Raw genomic sequence first — 17,426 nt, 5'->3', positions numbered from 1 at the left:
GCATCGCCACCCTCGCCACCACCCTCCGCCAGAGCGACCCCACCACCGCCATGCGCCTCGCCCTCGCCGCCCACCACACCGCCGACCTCCCCGAAACCCGCGCCGCCCTCACCACCGCCGCCACCCAGAAAGAACAGGACCTGTTCCCCTGGCCGGTCGGGACGGTGCACGACCTCGGTGCCGACGGCCGCACCCTGGTCAGTCAGACGCAGCAGCGGGTCACCTTCTGGGATGTGACGTCCCACCGCCGAACCGCTTCCCGTCCGGCGTCGAAGAGGTTCGAGGCGCCGGGCCTGGTCAGTCCCGACACCCGCTGGCAGATCTACCAGGACGACGGCCATGAGCTGCTGTGGGACATCCGGGCCGCTCGGTTCCGGGGCGGGACCCTGCCCTGGAACACGGAGTTCGGGCCGGGAGGGCAGCTGCTGCTGCGTTCCCAGGCCATGAGCGGTCGGGAGAAGCTGGCCTTCCAGGTCCGGGAGCCGGCCTCCCGGCGGCTCGTGGGGCGGGCGAGGCTGCCGTACCCGGACACGGGAGCGGAGGTGGCACGGCTCAGCGCCGACGGCCGCCTGCTGGCGGTCTGCATACCGGGTCGCCAGGTGGAGATCTGGGACGTCACCCGGGACCGGCGGGTCCCGATGTCCCGGGCGCCGCGCGTTCCCGCCACGCGGCACTGCCGCGAACAGGAGTCCGTGTTCGAGTTCACGCCCGACGGCCGCAGGCTGGTCCACTCGGCCGGAGACGGTGTCCGCCTGTGGGACATCGCCTCCGGCCGGGAGCTTCCCCGGGTCCACGAAGGGGCCTTCTGGGACGTCGAGTTCAGCGCGGACGGCCGCTACATGGCGGGGGTCGACAACGGCGGGATCGGTCTGTGGCGGATCGACACCCCTCCCGTCCTGGTCCTGCGCCATCCCCTGCCCCTGCGGGAGGCCGGTCGTCTCCGGCTCGACCTGGGCGAGGGCCGGCTCCGCTTCACCACGACGGAAGGGGTCCATTCGCTCAGCCTGGAAGGGGTCCTCACCGCACGCTGGCACAGCAGGCCCGCGACGGTGGCGGCCCACAGTCCGGACGCCGCCGCGCTGGCCGTCGCACGGCAGGACCCCGACGGCCGCACCCGGCTCCGGGTCTCCGACAGCGGCGGCACGGGGAAGGTGGCCGTGCTCCCGCAGTCCTGCCCTCCCCCCACCCGCGCCAACTCGCTCTGCCACATCACCATGGCCTTCCGCCGTGACAGCCGCGTCCTCGCCTACGCCTCCAGCGACTTCCGGGAAGCCGACAACGTCAGGTCGTCCACGTCCGTGCACTTCTGGGACCTCCCCGGCCGCCGTACGGGGAGCAGCCTCGCGATACCCGGCGACGAGGACGGCCATCCGGCCTGGGTCACCGGTCTCGCGTTCGCCCCGGACGGTGCCTCCCTCTTCCTCACCGGAGCGGACAGCGGGCGGGTCCAGGAGTGGGACCTGCGGCGCCGCGCCGCCCTGCGCACCCTGGACGCGAAGGGCGGCGGAATCGACGTCAGGCCCGACGGAAAGGCCCTCGCCACCCAGTACGGTGCCGTTGCCGTGCTTCCGTCCGGCCGGGTGACACAGTCACGGAACAACCACACCGCCATGCTGTTCAGCCCCGACAGCCGACACCTCGCCACCGCCGACGGCATCGGACAGATCACTCTGTGGGGAGCCGACAGCGGGCGTCGCCTGGCCGTACTCGCCGCCGGGCCGTCCGCCGCCACCGGGGACCGGCCCGACGCCGCCACCGTCCTGGCCTTCTCACCCGACAGCGGCACCCTGGCGGCGGCGGGCGCCGACGGCACGATCCGGCTGTGGGACACCACCGCGCACCGCCTGCTGGGCACCCTCCCCACGGCGGGCGGCGGCGTCCTCTCCCTCGCCTTCGCCCCGGACGGCAGGACCCTCCGCGCCGCGAGCCGCCACGCACCGCCGCAGACCTACGCCCTCGACCTCCAGCACATGATCAAACGCGTGTGCGCCCGCGCCGGAACCGGGCTGTCGCGTGACGACTGGAACACGTACACGAACGACATCCCCTACCGGCCCACCTGCCCGGGACCCGGCCGGCCCTGACGCCGTCGGGGTCCGCCGGTCGGGCTCACCGGATCGAACTCCCCCGCGGCTGCAACGGGGTTCGTGGATACGGCGATCTCCGTACGCACTAGGCTGCGCGCTTGGGTTCGGTGAGCGGACGCGCACGGAACCCGCCGCGTGCACGGTGGCCCCATCCACGACCGGGCGCCGCCGGACGACACCCGTGCCCCAGGGGCACGGGGCCTGGAGAGGTGATGGAGACGAGCCCGGACACCGAACTGCTCGATTCGATACGGGCCGTGATCCGGCTCGCGCGCATCGCCCAGCAGGCGTGCGAGGAGGCCGGGCTGACCCTGGCCCAGTACCGGGCGCTGAACAGCGCGGTGCGCGGCGGTCAGCGGGCGTACGAGCTGGCCCGCCACACCTCCGTGAGCCGGCCGGCGATCTCCGCGCTCACCAGCGGCATGGTGCGCCTGGGACTGATCGAGCGCGGCGGCTCGGCGGACGACGGCCGCGGTGTGGTGTTCTCCATCACCGACCAGGGCGTCGAGACCCTGCGCCGGGCCGAGGGACTGCTCGTGGAGAGGATCAGGGACGTCCTGGGGGAGTCGGGCGACGGCGCGGTGCGCGCGCTGAGCGCGCTGCGGGTGGACGAGATCGAGGCCGCGCTCGACGCCCGGGCGCTCCGTGACTTCGGGGCCCGTCCTCACCGTCCCGACCGGTGACGGAGCGGCCCCGGCGGGTGCGCGGGCACCGGCGGCTCCCCGGCCGCCGCCGCGGCGTCGCCGCGCACATGGCCGCGGGCGCGGAGGAAGAGGACCCCGCCCACCAGGGCCGAGAAGGCGACGGCGGCGCTGATCGCCGTCCGGGGCCCGTGCGCGTCGGAGAGGAATCCGGCGAACACGGACCCGAGGAACCCTCCCATGAGGAAGGTGAACACCGGCAGGATCGCGAAGGCCTGGGCCCGCATCCGGGGCGAGGTGACCGCGGCCACCAGCGGGCTCACGGACACCAGCGCGAGACCCGCGCAGACCGACGCCAGCAGATGGCAGGCGATGAGCAGCGGAGCGGGCCGCAGCCAGATCCCGCCGGCGGTGATCGCGCCGAAGCCGAGGATCGCGGCCCCGGCGACGGTGACCGTGCGTTCGGGACGGGAGCGGAACGACCGGTCGAACTGCCGTCCGCCGGCGACCATGGCCGCGATCACGGGCAGCTGGACGAGCGAGAAGAGCAGGCCGCGTTCGAAGGCGTCGAACCCGTACTCCTCGCCCAGCAGCAGGGACATCTGCACGGGCACGGTGAAGAGCGCCAGCCCCAGCACGCCGATGCCCAGGCACATGAAGAGGAAGGTCCGGACCCGGGTCATCAGCCGGAATGCCCGGACGACACCGACCGGCGCCGCGCCGGGACGGTGGTCCGGGGCGCCGCGCCCGGGGTCCTTGAGGAGGACGGCGGCGGCCACGGTCAGCAGCGCGTAGGGCACGGCGAGCGCCAGGTACGCCCAGCGCCAGGCGTCCCCGCCGCCCGCGAGGGCCGCGACCGACCCGGCGAACGCGGGCCCGACGGCCTGTCCGATCGGTGTGGCGGTGGCGTGCAGGGCGAAGATCCGGCCGCGGCCCCCGGCGGGATACGCGTCGGCGATCAGGGAGCCGAAGACGGGGTTGGAGTAGGCCGCGGCGAGGCCGGTGCAGGCGTACGCGGCGAAGAGCTGCCCCATGTTCTGCGCCAGTCCCGCCCCGACGAGGGACAGCGTCCCGACCGCCGCCGACGCGACGACCAGGTGCTTCCGGTTCACCCGCACGGCCAGCCAGGCCATCGGCAGCCCGCCGAGCGTCAGCGCCACACCGGTGAATCCGGCGGCGGCGACGAACACGGCGTCACCGACGCCGAAGGCTGCTTGGATGTCGGGGGCGAGGGTGCTGGTCGCCTCGCGGCCGAGCTGCTCCATCACCACCAGGGGAACGGCGAGCAGACAGATGGCCCACCCTCCGCTGCGCAGGGTGTCCCGCAGCCCGGGCCCGTGGTCCTCGCGCACGGCGGACGTCCCGGATCTAGAGCCGGCCGTCCAGCCAGTCGAAGGTGGACTCGGCGGCGGTGGCCGTGCCGCCGTTCTGGCAGTGCAGTTGGGCCGTGCTCGCCCCGTCGAAGAGCAGGAACTCCTTGGGGCAGTCGAGGGCGTCGTACAGCTGCCGCGCCTGCCCGGCGGAGAATCGTTCCTCCGCACCGTCCATCACCAGGGTCTCGCAGCTGATCCGGCCCGCGACGCCGGTGAGGTCGCAGGCGTCGAACTCCTGGAAGAGGTCGTACGGGGTCGACACCCCGTGCTTCCAGGCCGCGTCCCGCAGGAACCACTCGGCCAGGGGCGAGCCCGCCGTCACGGCCGCCGCGGCGGCGTTGAAGGCCTCGGGGCCCTCGGCCAGGGCGTCACCGAGGGACGCGGGGAGCCCGGAGCGGATCGATTCCCCCCAGTGCAGGACGCCCGGGTCGGCCACGCACACCTTGAGCCGCTGTTCGAAGGCCGCCGCGCGGGGGGCGAGGTAGCCGCCGAAGCTCAGCCCCATCAGCCCGATCCGGTCCGCGTCCACCCCCTCCAGGGCGACCGCCACGTCCACGACCGGGGTGACCACCTGCTCCCAGTCGTGGCGGAAGGGAAGTCCCTGGAGCCGCAGGGCGAGCCCCTGGCCGGGGCCCTGGACGGAGAGGCAGTGGTAGCCGCGCCGGATGGCGCCGTCGTAGAGCCAGCGGCTGTCCTCCGGCCAGGCGTCCCGGCCCTGGAAGAAGATCAGCAGCGGCGCCTTCCGGCCGGCCGCGGGGCTGCGGTAGAGGTACGACGGCAGGAAGCCGTCCTCGTACGGGATCCGCACCGGCTCGCCGGGGTAGCCGGAGAGCGCGAGATAGCGGTCGTAGCAGTCGTAGGCGCTGATGGCGTGGGCCCGGGTGCGCGGGTCGTCCGGTCTGCTGAAGTGCATCAGCGAGGCACGCCAGTAGGTCGCGGCCCGCAGATAGGCGTCGGCGGCCGAGACCCGGCGGCCGTGCTTCCCGGCGGATTCGGCGCGCTGCTGGAGTACGCGGGCGCGGTCTCCCCAGGCCGAGACCCAGCTCTCCTCGTCGTCGGCGGCGATGGTGCGGGCGGCCTCCAGGCACTCGCCGAGATCGGACATGCCGAAGGCCATCATGCCGAGCTGGTGTTTGAGCTGGTCGTCCATGACCTCGCAGGGGATGAAACGGTGCGAGGTCCAGCGGGGGCCGGGAACGAGCGGGTTCGGCCCGGGTATCGCGAGTGCGGACACGGTCTTCTCCCTCTGCGGGTGCTGCGACGGTGTTGCGCGCTGCGTCGAGGCGTCGGGGCTTCGGGGCGTCGAGGCTTCGGGGCGTCGGGGCGTCGCCGGAAGGAGGCACTCCCGGCCCGGCTCCGATCGGATAACCAGTTAAGTCCTTTAATGACAAGGGGGATCCTAGTGGGCGCAGCCGGTCGCGCAAGGAGCGGACGGCACATCAATCGGCCATGCCCGCCGGCCGGTTCAGGGGGTGAAGCTGCCCAGGTCCCCGCGCAATCGCTGGGCGCGGAGGACCAGTTCGAGTTCGAAGCGCCGATCGGGGTCGTCGATCTCGTCCCCCCACAGCTCCCGGATCTGGCGGAGCCGGTAGCGGACGGTCTGGGGGTGGACGCCGAGGCGCGCCGCGACCTCGGGGGCGCCGCCCCGGGTCTCCAGCCACGCGAGCAGGGTCTCGGCGAGGCGGCGGGCCGGGGTCCGGCCGCAGTGGGCGAGCGGTGCGAGGGTGCGGCGGGCCAGGTCGTCGATCAGTTCCTCGGGCTGGAGGAGCACCAGGGCCTCGGTGTGCTCGGTGCAGTGCAGCACCTCCCCCGCCGGGAGCAGCCCGCGTTCCATGAGCCGCAGGGCGGCCTCGGCCCAGCGCAGCGACTTGGCGGCGTCGACCAGCGGCACCGGTGGCCCGATCGCGCCGACCCAGCCGGTCATGGCGCGCCGCAGCAGTTCGGGGCGGCCCGCCGCGTCCGGGTCGGGCACGACCATGCGGGGCCGTTCGGCCTCCATGTCCAGGAGGACCCCCTCGCCGACGGCGGGGGCGACGGCCTGGCGGGCGGGGCGCAGCAGCACCCCGGCGGCGACCTTGGCGGGCAGTGGCCAGCCGATCCGGGCGGCGCGTTCCGCGAGGGTGGCGGCGATCTCGTGCGGTCCCGCGGCGGGGCGGGTGCCGTGCTCGGCGAGGAGGAGTTCCATGAGTTCGCGCTGGAGCCGGAGGCGTTCGCCGGCCTGCCGGGCGGCGGCCTCGGCATAGCCGCGCACCGACTGGTCCACGAGGCCGTCGAGGTACTCGTAGCCGGCGTCGACCAGTTCGTACATGGCCGGTGGCGGGATGTCGACGAGCTGGCCGATCTCCGCGAGGCGCCGCCAGGTGAGGCGGACGCCCAGGCGGTAGATGGCCTGGAGGGAGTCGAGGCTGCGGCCGCCGATCCCCTCGCCGCGGCCGAAGTCCTGGAAGACCTCGGGGTGGACGCGGGGCCGGTCCTCGGCGGTCTCCAGATGCAGGACGAAGACCTCGATGGCACGCCGGATGCCGATGAGGGACTTGGGTTCCCCGGTGTCGTCCAGGATGACCGGGACGTGCGGGTACTCGCGGCGGATCTCCCGCAGGATCTCCTCGGCCAGTACGGGGGCCTCGGCCATGGCGAGGGCCGCGAACCGGCGTACCTGGCTGCGCGGTACGTCGTGCCAGGCCGAGCGGGCCCCGAGGGGCACCGCCGTACGCTCCGCCGGGGCGGCGGAGGCCGTGGCGGTGCCCGGGGTGCCGAGGGCCGGGGTGGAGGAGGGCACGGGGGTCAGCGCTCCCTGGGGGCCGTCTCGTAGGTGACGAGGGGGGTGTTGGGCTGCTCGGGGGTGGCGTCGAGCAGGGCCACGACACCGAGGGCGGCGCCGACGGCGAGGGCCGAGGCGGCCGCGACGGTGAGTGCGGCGGCGAGCAGTCTGGGCATGCTGGGATCCAGCCTCTCCGGTCGAAAGGTCGTCCCCACCCTGGATGATCCACACGATCCGCGCCAGTGCCCACGAGTCCCTGATCGTGGGCGATCACGGGTCCCTGGTCCTGCCTTCCCGTGGTGGCGCGCGCCGGCCCCGACCGGCTGGGGTCAGTCTCAACAATGCATTGACACCTCGTCAAGGGTGGGCCTACGGTTCCCGGCCCATGGCGCGCCCGCACTTTTTCCCGCCGCGCGCACACGTTCCGTCACCTGGTGACCGCGATCTCCCGACCCCGTGTCGAGCCGCCCCGAACCCTCCTGGAGTGCCCGGATGCGACGTACCACCTCACCCGTTCCGCTCGTTGTGCTGGGCATCGGCACCTTCTTGCTGGTGCTGGCCGCGATGCTCGCCTGGTACGTCGAGCCGCGTGCCCAGCGCACCCCGATCGACACCGATGCGACCACGGTCTTCACTGGTCAGGGCAGCTATTTCGATTCCAGGAAGGTCAAGACCGTCGAGGGGGAGAAGCTGACCGTCACCCGCAAGGTCCGCGGTGATGTGGCCGACAGCGAGGAGAGCGGCCGGGCCATCTGGGACGTGTCGACGAGCATCGACACCGACGACACCCTGCCGGCGTCCGACCCCCACGACTCGTTCCAGTGGACGGTGGAACGCTGGGTGACCGACCGGAGGACCAACACCCCGGTGCACTGCTGCCAGGAGAGCCCGCGATTCGAGGGCGAGGCGTATCTGAAGTTCCCGTTCAACGTGGAGAAGCGGGCGTACCGCTGGTGGGACAGCACGCTGGGCGCCACCGTGGAACTCGCTTTCCAGTCCAGGAAGAAGATCCAGGGCCATGAGGGATACCTGTTCACCGGCACGGTCGACCCGGTGCGGACCGGGACGCGGCAGGTGCCGGGGGTGCTCGTGGGCCAGCCGGAGCGCGGCCAGGTCCTCGCCGAGGAGTGGTACGCCAACGACGGCATCGAGCTGGTCGCGGACCAGAAGACCGGGCGGATCCTGTTCGCGGCGATCGGGCCGCGGAAGACGCTGCGGGCGCCCGGTGCCACGTCCGCCGAGAACGAGGTGGTGCTGCTGGCGAGCGACCGCATCGCGTTCACCGAGGAGACGCAGAAGCAGCAGGTCGAGCTGGCGAGGGCGGACAACCGCAAGCTCGACCTGGTGGGCGTGACGGCGCCCGTGGGGGCGGGCGGGCTGGGGCTGGGGCTGGCCGTGGCGGGCGCGGTCATGGTGTTCCGGGGGCGCCCCGGGGGCACCGCGCCGGCCCCGGCGCAGGCCCCGGCGCCGGAATCCTTCGCCACGTGATGAAGTACGGCCGCCAACCGGTGGGGAATTTGTCACCCGGGTGAGTAGCCGCAGCGAACCGCTGGGCGAAAACTGTCCATCCCACCCACCCGAACACGCCATCCGTGCGAGATCCCTGCACATCCGAGCGGCCCCGGCACCCTCCGGGGCCGCTCACCCCGGGTGCCGGAACCCCGCCGGTCCGCGGGCGGCGGTCGCCGCTCCCCGGCGCGGTTCCGGACCCGGCCCCGCCCCTGTCCCGCTCCTGTCCCGCTCCACGTCCGTACCGCCGTGTACCTCCCTGGTACCACCTCACCTCGTACTGCCCCGCACGGCCCCGTACCGCCCGGCACCACTGTGCTTCACCCCGTATCACCACCCCTCGTGTCCCCAACCACCTCTCATCCGTACGCCCTTCCGTGCCGGACGTGATCCCCGACCACGACCGCCGCACGGTTCCGCACCCTGAGACGAGTCGGAGCACCCATGCCCCACGTGCCCGCTTCGCTGCGCACGGCCGGTCCCCGGCCCGCTCAGCCCCCCGCGGCACCACCCGCCGAACCGCGCCGCATCGTGTTCCTCTCCCGCCGGGACCTCGGCAGTCCCGCCGCCGGCGGTTCCGAGATCCTGGTGGACCGGCTGGCCGGCGGCCTCACCCGCCTCGGTCATCAGGTCACCCTGGTCTGCGGTGGCCCGGCGGCCGACCGCGACTACCGGGTGGTGTCGGCGGGCGGCGACCTCGGTCACTTCCTGCGGGCCCGCCGGACCCTTCACCGGCGGGTCGGTGACTGCGATCTGCTGGTCGAGGTGTGCAACGGCATGCCGTACCTGGCGCCGCTGTGGCATCGCGGTCCGACGCTGTGCCTGGTCAACCACGTCCACACCGATCTGTGGGACATGCGCTTCGGCGGCCGTGCCCTCGCGCCCGCCGGCCGGCTCGGGCGCCGGCTGGAGCACTGGGCGCTCAAGGAGGCGCAGCGGCGGAACCTGATGGTCGCGGTGTCCCCGTCCACGGCCGGTGCGCTGCGCGGGATCGGCGTCGACCAGGACCGCATACGCGTGGTGCACAACGGTGTCGAGGAGCCCGGGCCCCGCCACCCGCGGTCGCCCGAGCCGTTGTTCCTGGCGCTGGGCCGGCTCGTGGAGTACAAGCGGATCGATCTGCTGCTGCGGCTGTGGGAGCGGGTCAGGCCGGTGACCGGCGGCCGGCTCGTCATCGTCGGAGACGGCCCGGAGCGGGGCCGGCTGGAGAGACTGGCGGGCCCCGGGGTGGAGTTCGCGGGCCATGTCACGGAGGCGGAGAAGCACCGGCTGCTCTGCCGGGCCTGGCTGCTGCTGCACCCGTCGGCCGTGGAGGGGTGGGGCCTGGTGGTCACGGAGGCCGCGATCCGCTCGACGCCGACGATCGGCTTCGATGTGCCGGGGCTGCGGGACTCGGTCCACGACGGGGTGAGCGGGGTGCTGGCCCGGGGCGAGAGTTCGTTCGCCGCCGCCTGGTGCTCGCTGACGCTCGACGCGGAACGCCGGTCGGTCATGGGACGGGCCGCGCGGGAGCTGGCCGCCGGGTACACCTGGGACAGTACGGTACGGGCGTTCCGCGATGTCGTCGTGGAGGCCGCCGCCCAGGGCCGGAGCCGTGGTGGCCCGCCCGCCGTGCTCCCACCGCCCGCCGTACTCCCACCGCCCGCCGTGCTGCCTCCTGCCGCCGGGCCGGCGGGCCGTTCGACCGGACCCGGGCAGAGCCCGTGCCCCGCGCGGATCGCGCCGCGGGCCGCGGCGCGCTCCCGGCGAAAGTGAGGATCGATGGCAGCCCCTGGCCCGGAAGTCCGCGCCGCCGCCGGCACCCCGGGTGCCCCGCGGCCGGCCGGCCGCCGCACGACACCGAAGGACCCTTCCTTCCGACGCTCGCTGGCCCTGTTCCGCGCCTTCATGCGGGAGCAGGAGGACCCCGGCACCTGCTACACGCTGCTGGCACGGGACGCCGCCGACCAGGTCGAGGCGTACGGAGGGCCCGTAGACGGGCGGATCGTCGTCGATGTCGGCGGCGGGCGCGGGTACTTCACCGAGGAGTTCCGGCGGCGCGGCGCCCACGGCTTCCTCTTCGAGCCGGACACGGACGAGCTGGGGCCGAACCCGCCCGAGGGGGCGGTCGTCGCGGACGGCTATCTCCTGCCGCTCGCGGACGGTTCGGCCGACGTCTGCTTCTCCTCCAATGTCCTGGAGCATGTGCGGGATCCGCAGACCTTCCTCAGCGAGATGGTCCGCGTGACCCGCCCCGGCGGGCTGATCTACCTCTCCTTCACCAACTGGCTGTCCCCCTGGGGCGGCCACGAATGGGCGCCCTGGCACTATCTGGGCGCCGCGAGGGCACGGGCCCGCCATGAGCGGCGCACCGGCCGTCCCGCCAAGCACACCCTCGGCGAGAACCTCTTCGCCGTGCACATCGGTCCCACCCTGCGCCAGGTACGGGCCAGGACCGACGTCACGGTGGTCTGTGCCCGCTCCCGCTACTGGCCGTTCCTGGCCGGCGCGGTGACCCGGGTGCCGGGCCTGCGTGAGTTCGCTACCTGGAATCTCCTCCTCATTCTTCGGCGGTGTCCATGACCAGTACGGCCCCAGCGGCCCAGGTTCCCCCTCCGGCGGCCGTCCGGACCACCGGTGCGACCCAGGACCCTCCCGACGGGCCCCGGTCGCGGCGGTGGCTCCTGGGGTTCTGGGCCGTGGTGTTCGTGCTCTTCCTGGCGGTGGCGCCGGGGCGGATGACGTTCGACACCAAGCTCGGTGTCGTCACCGACCCATGGCGGTTCATGGCCGACCTCGGGCAGCTGTGGCAGGACCGCGCCGGTTTCGGCGGGCTCACCAACCAGTACATCGGGTACGCGTTCCCGATGCTCCCGTTCCACGCCCTCGCCGATCTGGTGCAGCTGCCGGTGTGGCTGGCGGAGCGGCTGTGGCTGTCGCTGGTGGTGACGACCGCCTTCTGGGGGGCGCTGCGGCTGGCCGAACGCCTGCGTGTCGGCACCCGCTCCACGCGGCTGCTCGGCGCCGTGGCGTACGCGCTGTGGCCCACGTTCACCATCGTCGTCGGATCCACGTCGGCCGCCGCGCTGCCCGGCGCGCTGCTGCCGTGGGTGCTGCTGCCGCTCACCGACGACCGCTACAGCGCCCGGGTCGCGGCGCTGCGCTCGGCCCTGCTGATCCCGTTCATGGGCGGGGTCAACGCGGTGTCGACCCTCGCGTCCCTGCTGCCGGTGGGGCTGTATCTGCTGTCCCGGCCGAACGGCCCGCGGAAGTTCAGGCTCGTCCTGTGGTGGGCGCTGGGCGTCGTCCTGGCGACGCTGTGGTGGGTGATCCCGCTGCTCCTGCTGAGCGCGTACGGGGAGGACTTCCTGCCGTACATCGAGACATCGCAGGTCACCACGGACACGATGGCGGCGACGGAGGCCCTGCGCGGCGCCGGCAACTGGGTGGCGTATCTGCACTTCGGTGAGGCCTGGCTGCCCGCCGGGTGGAGTGTCGCGGCGTCGGTCCCGGTCATCGTGTGCTCGGCGCTGGCCGCCGCGCTGGGGCTCGCGGGGCTCGCCCGGCGCGATCTGCCGGAGCGCCGCTGGCTGGTGCTGACCGTGCTGACGGTCGCGCTGCTCACCCTCGCCGGGTACGCGGGGAAGTTCGGCGCGCCGTTCGCGGGGCCCGTGCAGGATCTGCTGGACGGGGCGCTGGCCCCGTTCCGGAACATCTACAAGTTCCAGCCGGGGCTCGCGCTCGCCCTGGTCCTCGGGCTCGTCCATCTCACCGCCGTCACGGCGCGGGAGCGCGGCGCGCGGCCGGGACACGGGGTGCGGTGGGGACGGCGGTACGCGCCCCTGATCGCGGCGGTCCTGGTGCTGCCCGGGCTCGCCCTGCCGTATCTCGGCGGAGCCGTCCTCCAGCCGGGTTCGTTCAAGAAGCTGCCGACGTACTGGGAGGACACGGCCGGCTGGCTGAAGGAGCACTCGCCGGACAGCCGGGCCCTGGTGGTCCCGGCGACCGCGCACGGCACCTACACCTGGGGCTCCCCCATCGACCAGCCACTCGATGTGCTCGCCGACTCCCCCTGGGCCCAGCGCGACTACGTGCCGTTCGGTACGCCCGGGAACCGGCGTGCCATGGACGCCGTGGAGCAGGCCCTGCTCACCGGCGCCGAGATCCCGGGGCTGCGGGACTACCTGGCCCGGGCGGGACTGCACTATGTGGTGGTCCGCAACGACCTGGACCCGGACCAGCTCGGCCATGTGCCGACACCGACCGTGAAGCGGGCGCTGGAGCAGTCCGGCTATGAGCGGGTCACGGGCCTCGGCCCGGTCATGACCGGTGGCCGGATCGCGGACGACACCCCCCTCCAGGCCGAGGGGCTGTACCCGCGGCAGCGGGCGGTGGAGATCTTCGCGCCGGCCGGCGACTCCTCGCGGCCCGGCCGGGCCGCGATCCACACCGCCGCCGACACGGCCGTGGTGTCCGGCGGACCGGAGTCGCTGCTGCCGCTGGCCGCCGACCCGTCGCTGCGCGGCCGGCCCACCGTCCTGGCCGGGGACGAGCACCCCGGCGTCGAGCGGCCGGCGCTCCAGATCACCGGTGACGGGCTGCGGCGCGCCGACACCCGGTTCGGCCTGGTGAACACCAACACCTCGTACACGTACACCAAGGACGAGCGCAATCACTCCGGCAGCGTGCAGGACCCGGGAGAGGGGCCGCATCAGATCCTGCCGAGGACGGGCATCGAGCGCCAGACGGTCGCGGAGCTGCGCGGGGCGCGTGCGGTGACGGCGTCGTCCAGCGGCAACTGGCTGTTCCATCTGCCGCAGTACGACCCCGTGAACGCCTTCGACGGGAACCCGGACACGGCGTGGGCCGAAGGTTCGCCCGGCGACGCGAAGGGGCAGTGGCTGCGGATCGCGTTCGACGGGGAGAAGCAGCTGCCGTCGTCGCTGAAGGTGACCCCGCTTCCGCAGGACGGGGTGCGGTCCGCCCCGACGCGGGTGAAGGTGGAGACCGAGCGGGGCGAGAAGATCAGCCCGCTGGCGACCGACGGCAGGACGCAGGAGATCGCGTCGCCCCCCGGTGCGACGGGCTGGCTGAAGATCACCATCTTGGAGACGGAGTCCGGGCGGCCGGGTCTCACCGGCGCCGGGTTCGCCGAGATCGCCGTTCCCGACGTCACCGTGACACGGATGCTGAAGCTGCCCACGGACGGCGCGGGATCGGACGCGGCGGCCGAGATGGTGTCGCTGCACCGGCCGTCCGACCCGGGCGGACTCTCCCCGGCCGGTACGGAGTCGGGGCTGCACCGCACCTTCGCCACCGGCGCGGCCGGCACGCGGGACGTCGGAATCAGCGCGGTGCCGGTGCCCGGCCGTGAGCTGGACGAGCTGCTGTACCGGGTGGCGCCCGAGCAGGCGGCGCGGATCACCGCGACCGCCGACTCCACGGCCCGGCTCGGCACGGAGCTGTCGGCGCGGAACCTGACCGACGGCGACCTGACGACCGCGTGGGTCGCCGGGAACAAGCCGGTGGTCCATCTGACGTGGTCGGGCAAGAAGTCCGTGGACTCGCTGGTGCTGGCCGGCGCCGGCGGGCTCTCGGCCCGGCCCACGAAGATCGAGATCAGCTCGCCCGACGGCGCGGCGACCGCGAACGTCGACGACAACGGCTGGGCCCGCTTCGAGCCGATCACCACCGACCGGCTCGACATCACGGTCACCCGGACCGCGCCGGTCACCCTGCACAACCCGGTCGCGGGCGCTGCCCTCCAGCTCCCCGTGGGCCTGTCCGAACTGCATGTCCCGGCGCTCGCCGACCACCGCACCCAGCAGCCCGCCACCGACCGCCCGTTCACCCTGGAGTGCGGCGAGGGACCGGCCCTGGCGGTCGACGGAACCCTGCACGCGACCAGCGCGACGGGCACCGTCGGGGAGCTGCGGGAGCGGCGCCCCATCGAGGTGACGCTCTGCCGGCGGGGCGAGCGGGACCCGAAGCTGGCGCTCGGCGCGGGCGAGCACCGGGTCGAGGCCGGGGACGCGGGTCCGCTCGCGATCACCGAGGTGACCCTCACCCGGGGCGAGCCGGCCGCACCGGCCGCGAACGGCCGGGACCTCACCGTCGGCGACTGGCAGGACGACCGCCGAGAGGTGTCGGTCGGCGCGGGAGCCGCCTCATACCTGACGACGTACGAGAACGTCAACGACGGCTGGAAGGCCACGCTGAACGGCAAGGAGCTGAAGCCGCTGCGGCTCGACGGCTGGCAGCAGGGATTCGTGATCCCCGAGGGCGGGGGCGGCACGGTCACGTTGTCGTACGAGCCGTCCCGGGTGTACGAGATCGGGCTCGTCGTCAGCGGTGTCGCCCTGCTCGCGCTGATCGGTCTGGCGCTGTACCGCAGGCGCGAGGAGAACCCCGAGCACACGGCCGGAAAGGCGCCGGCGCCGGTGCCGGACGGGCCCGGAACGGTCCTCGGCCTGGTGGCGCTGACCCTGGTGGCCGTGGTGGTCGCGGGCTGGTTCGCGCTGCTGGTCCCGGCGCTCGCGCTGATCGCCCTGCGGCGTCACGCGCTGCTGGTGCCGATCGCGTTCGCCGCGATGGCGGGGGCGGGGGTCGCGGCGGCCACCGGCGCCGGTGAGGCCCCGGCCGCCGGGGAGGGCGCGTTCGGGTACGCGGCCCAGTTCCTGGCGTTCGTCGCGCTGTTCGCGGCCCTGGTGACCGTCGGCGGGCTCGGACGGCGCGGGCGGGTGCCCGGGGCTGCTTCCGGCTCCGGCTCCGGGGCGGACGCGGAAGCGGACACGGTCACGGACATGAGGACGCACACGGGCACGGGCACGGGGTCCGGTTCGGACACCGGTGCCGGGCCTGTGCCCGCTCCCGGTACCCCGGGAGGTGGCGCCCCATGACCTCGGTGGCCCATCCCGTGCGCTCCCGGCCGGCCGGGCGGCCCGCCCTCGTGCCGTTCCCCGTCGTCGACGAGATCACGCGGCACTGCCTGCGGGAGGAGGAGCCCGAGAGCATCCATATCGAGGTCCGGCTGCCGGGGCGGCCCGACGCGGCGCGGCTGCGGCAGGCGTTCACCGAAGCGCTCCGCCGCCACCCGCGCGCCCAGGTACGCCAGGCCCCGGGCCCCTGGTACCGGCGCCGCTACTTCTGGGAACTGACCGGGGAGCCGGACCCGGGCGTGGCCGTGGTGACGGCCCCGGCGCCGGAGCCGGGGGCGCTGGAGCGGGCCAGGGAGCGCTGCCTGGCCTCCGCTCCCCCGCTGGCGGCGTCCCCGCCGGTCCGGCTGGAGCTGGTCGAGGACCCCGAACGGCGCAGCGGCAGTGCCCTGTTCCTCACCGTCAACCACACCGCGCTGGACGCCCCCGCGTGTCTGCGGGTCCTCGCGACGGCCGCCGAGCTGTACGGCGGCCGGGGCGGCTCCCCGGCGGCGCCCCCGGTCCGTACCGCGCCCGGGGGCCGGGCGGCGGCGCTTCCGGGGCCGTCCCCGTGGACGCCGTCCGCCCGCGTGGCGCGCGGCACCCCCTCCGAGCGCCGGGGCAACGGCCTGCTGGTGGCCGACCTGCCCGTGCCGCACCGCCCGCCCGGCGCCGCGTACACCGTCAACGATCAGCTCCTGGTCGCCACCGCGCTGATGATCGCGCGGTGGAACCGGGAGCGCGGCGCCCCGCCGCGCCCGATCCGGATCACGATGCCGGTGGACGACCGGTCGCGCGGCGCCGACATGCCCATCGGGAACGGCACCCGGCTCGTCGAAGTCCCCTTCACCGTGGCCGAGCTGGCGTCCGGCGGGCGCGGCGCCATGGGTGAGCTGCTGCTGCGGACCGCCGACCGCACCCGCGCCCTCAAGGCCGCGCCCAGCCCTCCACTCGGTTACGGCGCCGCCCTGCTGACGGCTCCGGTGGTGCCGGTGGCGTGGCGGTCCGCCGTGACCCGCGGTCTGCGGTGGGCGGCGGGGCCGTGGACGTCCACGACGCTGCTGAGCAACATCGGACGCGTCCCGTACGCCCTGGACTTCGGCGACGCGGGCCGCGCGGACGCCGTGTGGTTCTCGGCGCCCGCCCGGATGCCCCGGGGCCTCAATGTGATGACGGCGTCCACCGCCGGGCGGCTGCACCTGGCCCTGCGCTGGTCGAAGGCGCTGCTCGCGCGGGAGGACGGGGCGAGGCTGCTGGAGCTGTTCGGGCAGTGCCTGGACACGACGGAGGCCGTCGCGGCCGGGAGCGGCGGGGCGCCGGAAGGCGGCCCGGGATGACGACGACCGCCCGGCCGGGGGCGCGGGCGAACGCCGTCATGGACACGGCCACGCTCAGGGCCGCCCGGCCCTGCGGCACGGCCACCGGTGCCGCGCCCCGAGGGCTCCCGGGCCCGTACGGGACTCCCGCCGCGCCCGCCACCTGCGGGGACACCCGCGGCGGGCGGCAGTCACGACTGCCCGCCGGGCACCGGGGCATCGGCACCGGCCGGCCGCGGGCCGACACGCACACGCCCAGGGCCGCCCGGCCCCCCGGCACCGCCGCCGGTACAGCACCCCACGGGCTCCCACACCCCTACAGGCACCCCACCGCGCCCGCCACCTGCGGGAACGCCCGCCACCTGCGTCAGCCACGAACACCCACCGAACACCGGAGCACCCGCACCGCCCAGCCGCGGGAGACCCCGCGCCGGACCCGGACCCCGCTCACCGGTGGCCGGCCGGCCTGCTCCGAGGCAGGCCCGCACGCCATCCACGACCGACCCGGCAGCGGGGGCACCGCCCGCACACCGCAGGAGACCGCGACCGCACCCGGCATCGAAGCGGTCCGGGCCACGGCGGCACGCCACCCCTCGGTGCCGGTGGAAACCCCGCGCCAGGCCCGGACCCCACTCGCCGGCGGCCGACCGAACCCCTCCGAGGCAGACCCGCGCACCGCCCACGGGCGACCCGCCCGCGCACCGCAGGAGACGGCAACCGCGCCCGGCTTCACGGCGGTCCGGATCGCGGGCGCGCTCCTCCCCTGGGTGCCGCGCCCGGAGCGGCCCGCGGGCGCGGCCGCCCCACTCGCCTCGCCCCTGCCGCCGCACGCGCGAAGGACGTAGG

Annotated in this window: 12 protein-coding genes; 8 read left to right on the top strand and 4 right to left on the bottom strand. The window is 74.4% G+C overall.

The features are described from left to right. Together SYYSPA8_RS29810 and SYYSPA8_RS29805 are read left to right on the top strand one after the other, a co-directional pair. The coding region (locus SYYSPA8_RS29810; RefSeq protein WP_323450483.1) for a WD40 repeat domain-containing protein at positions 1 to 2,084 on the top strand (2,084 nt) is incomplete at its 5' end. Between the two features lie 215 nt (positions 2,085 to 2,299). After that, the gene (locus SYYSPA8_RS29805; protein WP_323450482.1) at positions 2,300 to 2,770 is read left to right on the top strand and encodes a MarR family winged helix-turn-helix transcriptional regulator; all 471 of its coding nucleotides are present in this window, start codon (positions 2,300 to 2,302) and stop codon (positions 2,768 to 2,770) included. On the opposite strand, the gene SYYSPA8_RS29800 is transcribed toward SYYSPA8_RS29805, so the two are convergent. From SYYSPA8_RS29800 to SYYSPA8_RS29785, 4 genes are all read right to left on the bottom strand, one after another. Continuing rightward, positions 2,752 to 4,080, bottom strand: a complete 1,329-nt coding sequence (locus tag SYYSPA8_RS29800) for an MFS transporter (protein ID WP_323450481.1) — start codon at positions 4,078 to 4,080, stop codon at positions 2,752 to 2,754. The two genes, SYYSPA8_RS29805 and SYYSPA8_RS29800, sit on opposite strands and share 19 nt — an antisense overlap. Positions 4,081 to 4,096: 16 nt before the next feature. Continuing rightward, positions 4,097 to 5,335, bottom strand: coding sequence for an alpha/beta hydrolase family protein (locus SYYSPA8_RS29795; RefSeq protein WP_323450480.1), 1,239 nt, complete (start codon positions 5,333 to 5,335; stop codon positions 4,097 to 4,099). Between the two features lie 231 nt (positions 5,336 to 5,566). Continuing rightward, a complete protein-coding gene (locus SYYSPA8_RS29790) occupies positions 5,567 to 6,805 on the bottom strand; it encodes a PucR family transcriptional regulator (protein WP_323450497.1) in 1,239 nt (412 codons plus the stop codon). Positions 6,806 to 6,885: 80 nt separating this feature from the next. Then, complete coding sequence (locus tag SYYSPA8_RS29785) at positions 6,886 to 7,038, bottom strand: hypothetical protein (RefSeq protein WP_323450479.1); 153 nt, start codon at positions 7,036 to 7,038, stop codon at positions 6,886 to 6,888. A gap of 316 nt (positions 7,039 to 7,354) precedes the next feature. Here SYYSPA8_RS29785 and SYYSPA8_RS29780 point away from each other — a divergent pair, with 316 nt between their 5' ends. The 6 genes from SYYSPA8_RS29780 to SYYSPA8_RS29755 all read left to right on the top strand — a co-directional run bounded on the left by SYYSPA8_RS29780 (position 7,355) and on the right by SYYSPA8_RS29755 (position 17,425). Then, complete coding sequence (locus SYYSPA8_RS29780) at positions 7,355 to 8,350, top strand: DUF3068 domain-containing protein (protein ID WP_323450478.1); 996 nt, start codon at positions 7,355 to 7,357, stop codon at positions 8,348 to 8,350. Positions 8,351 to 8,815: 465 nt separating this feature from the next. Continuing rightward, the gene (locus SYYSPA8_RS29775; protein ID WP_323450477.1) at positions 8,816 to 10,126 is read left to right on the top strand and encodes a glycosyltransferase family 4 protein; all 1,311 of its coding nucleotides are present in this window, start codon (positions 8,816 to 8,818) and stop codon (positions 10,124 to 10,126) included. 6 nt (positions 10,127 to 10,132) lie between these two features. Next, positions 10,133 to 10,933 (top strand): class I SAM-dependent methyltransferase, encoded by an 801-nt coding sequence (locus SYYSPA8_RS29770; protein WP_323450476.1) that lies wholly within the window; start codon positions 10,133 to 10,135, stop codon positions 10,931 to 10,933. Next, the gene (locus SYYSPA8_RS29765) at positions 10,930 to 15,249 is read left to right on the top strand and encodes an alpha-(1->3)-arabinofuranosyltransferase (protein ID WP_323450496.1); all 4,320 of its coding nucleotides are present in this window, start codon (positions 10,930 to 10,932) and stop codon (positions 15,247 to 15,249) included. Before SYYSPA8_RS29770 ends, SYYSPA8_RS29765 begins: the two co-directional genes overlap by 4 nt. After that, the gene (locus SYYSPA8_RS29760; RefSeq protein WP_323450475.1) at positions 15,246 to 16,601 is read left to right on the top strand and encodes a condensation protein; all 1,356 of its coding nucleotides are present in this window, start codon (positions 15,246 to 15,248) and stop codon (positions 16,599 to 16,601) included. Before SYYSPA8_RS29765 ends, SYYSPA8_RS29760 begins: the two co-directional genes overlap by 4 nt. Continuing rightward, entirely contained in the window at positions 16,598 to 17,425 is an 828-nt protein-coding gene (locus tag SYYSPA8_RS29755; protein WP_323450474.1) for a hypothetical protein, read from the top strand. The genes SYYSPA8_RS29760 and SYYSPA8_RS29755 overlap by 4 nt, the downstream gene beginning before the upstream one ends. The last annotated feature ends 1 nt before the right edge of the window (position 17,426 follow it).

This window comes from Streptomyces yaizuensis (genome assembly GCF_034961445.1).
GTDB classification, from domain to species: domain Bacteria; phylum Actinomycetota; class Actinomycetes; order Streptomycetales; family Streptomycetaceae; genus Streptomyces; species Streptomyces yaizuensis.
Note: the sequence above shows the minus strand (reverse complement) of the source record. Positions and strands in the feature narration are given on the sequence as shown.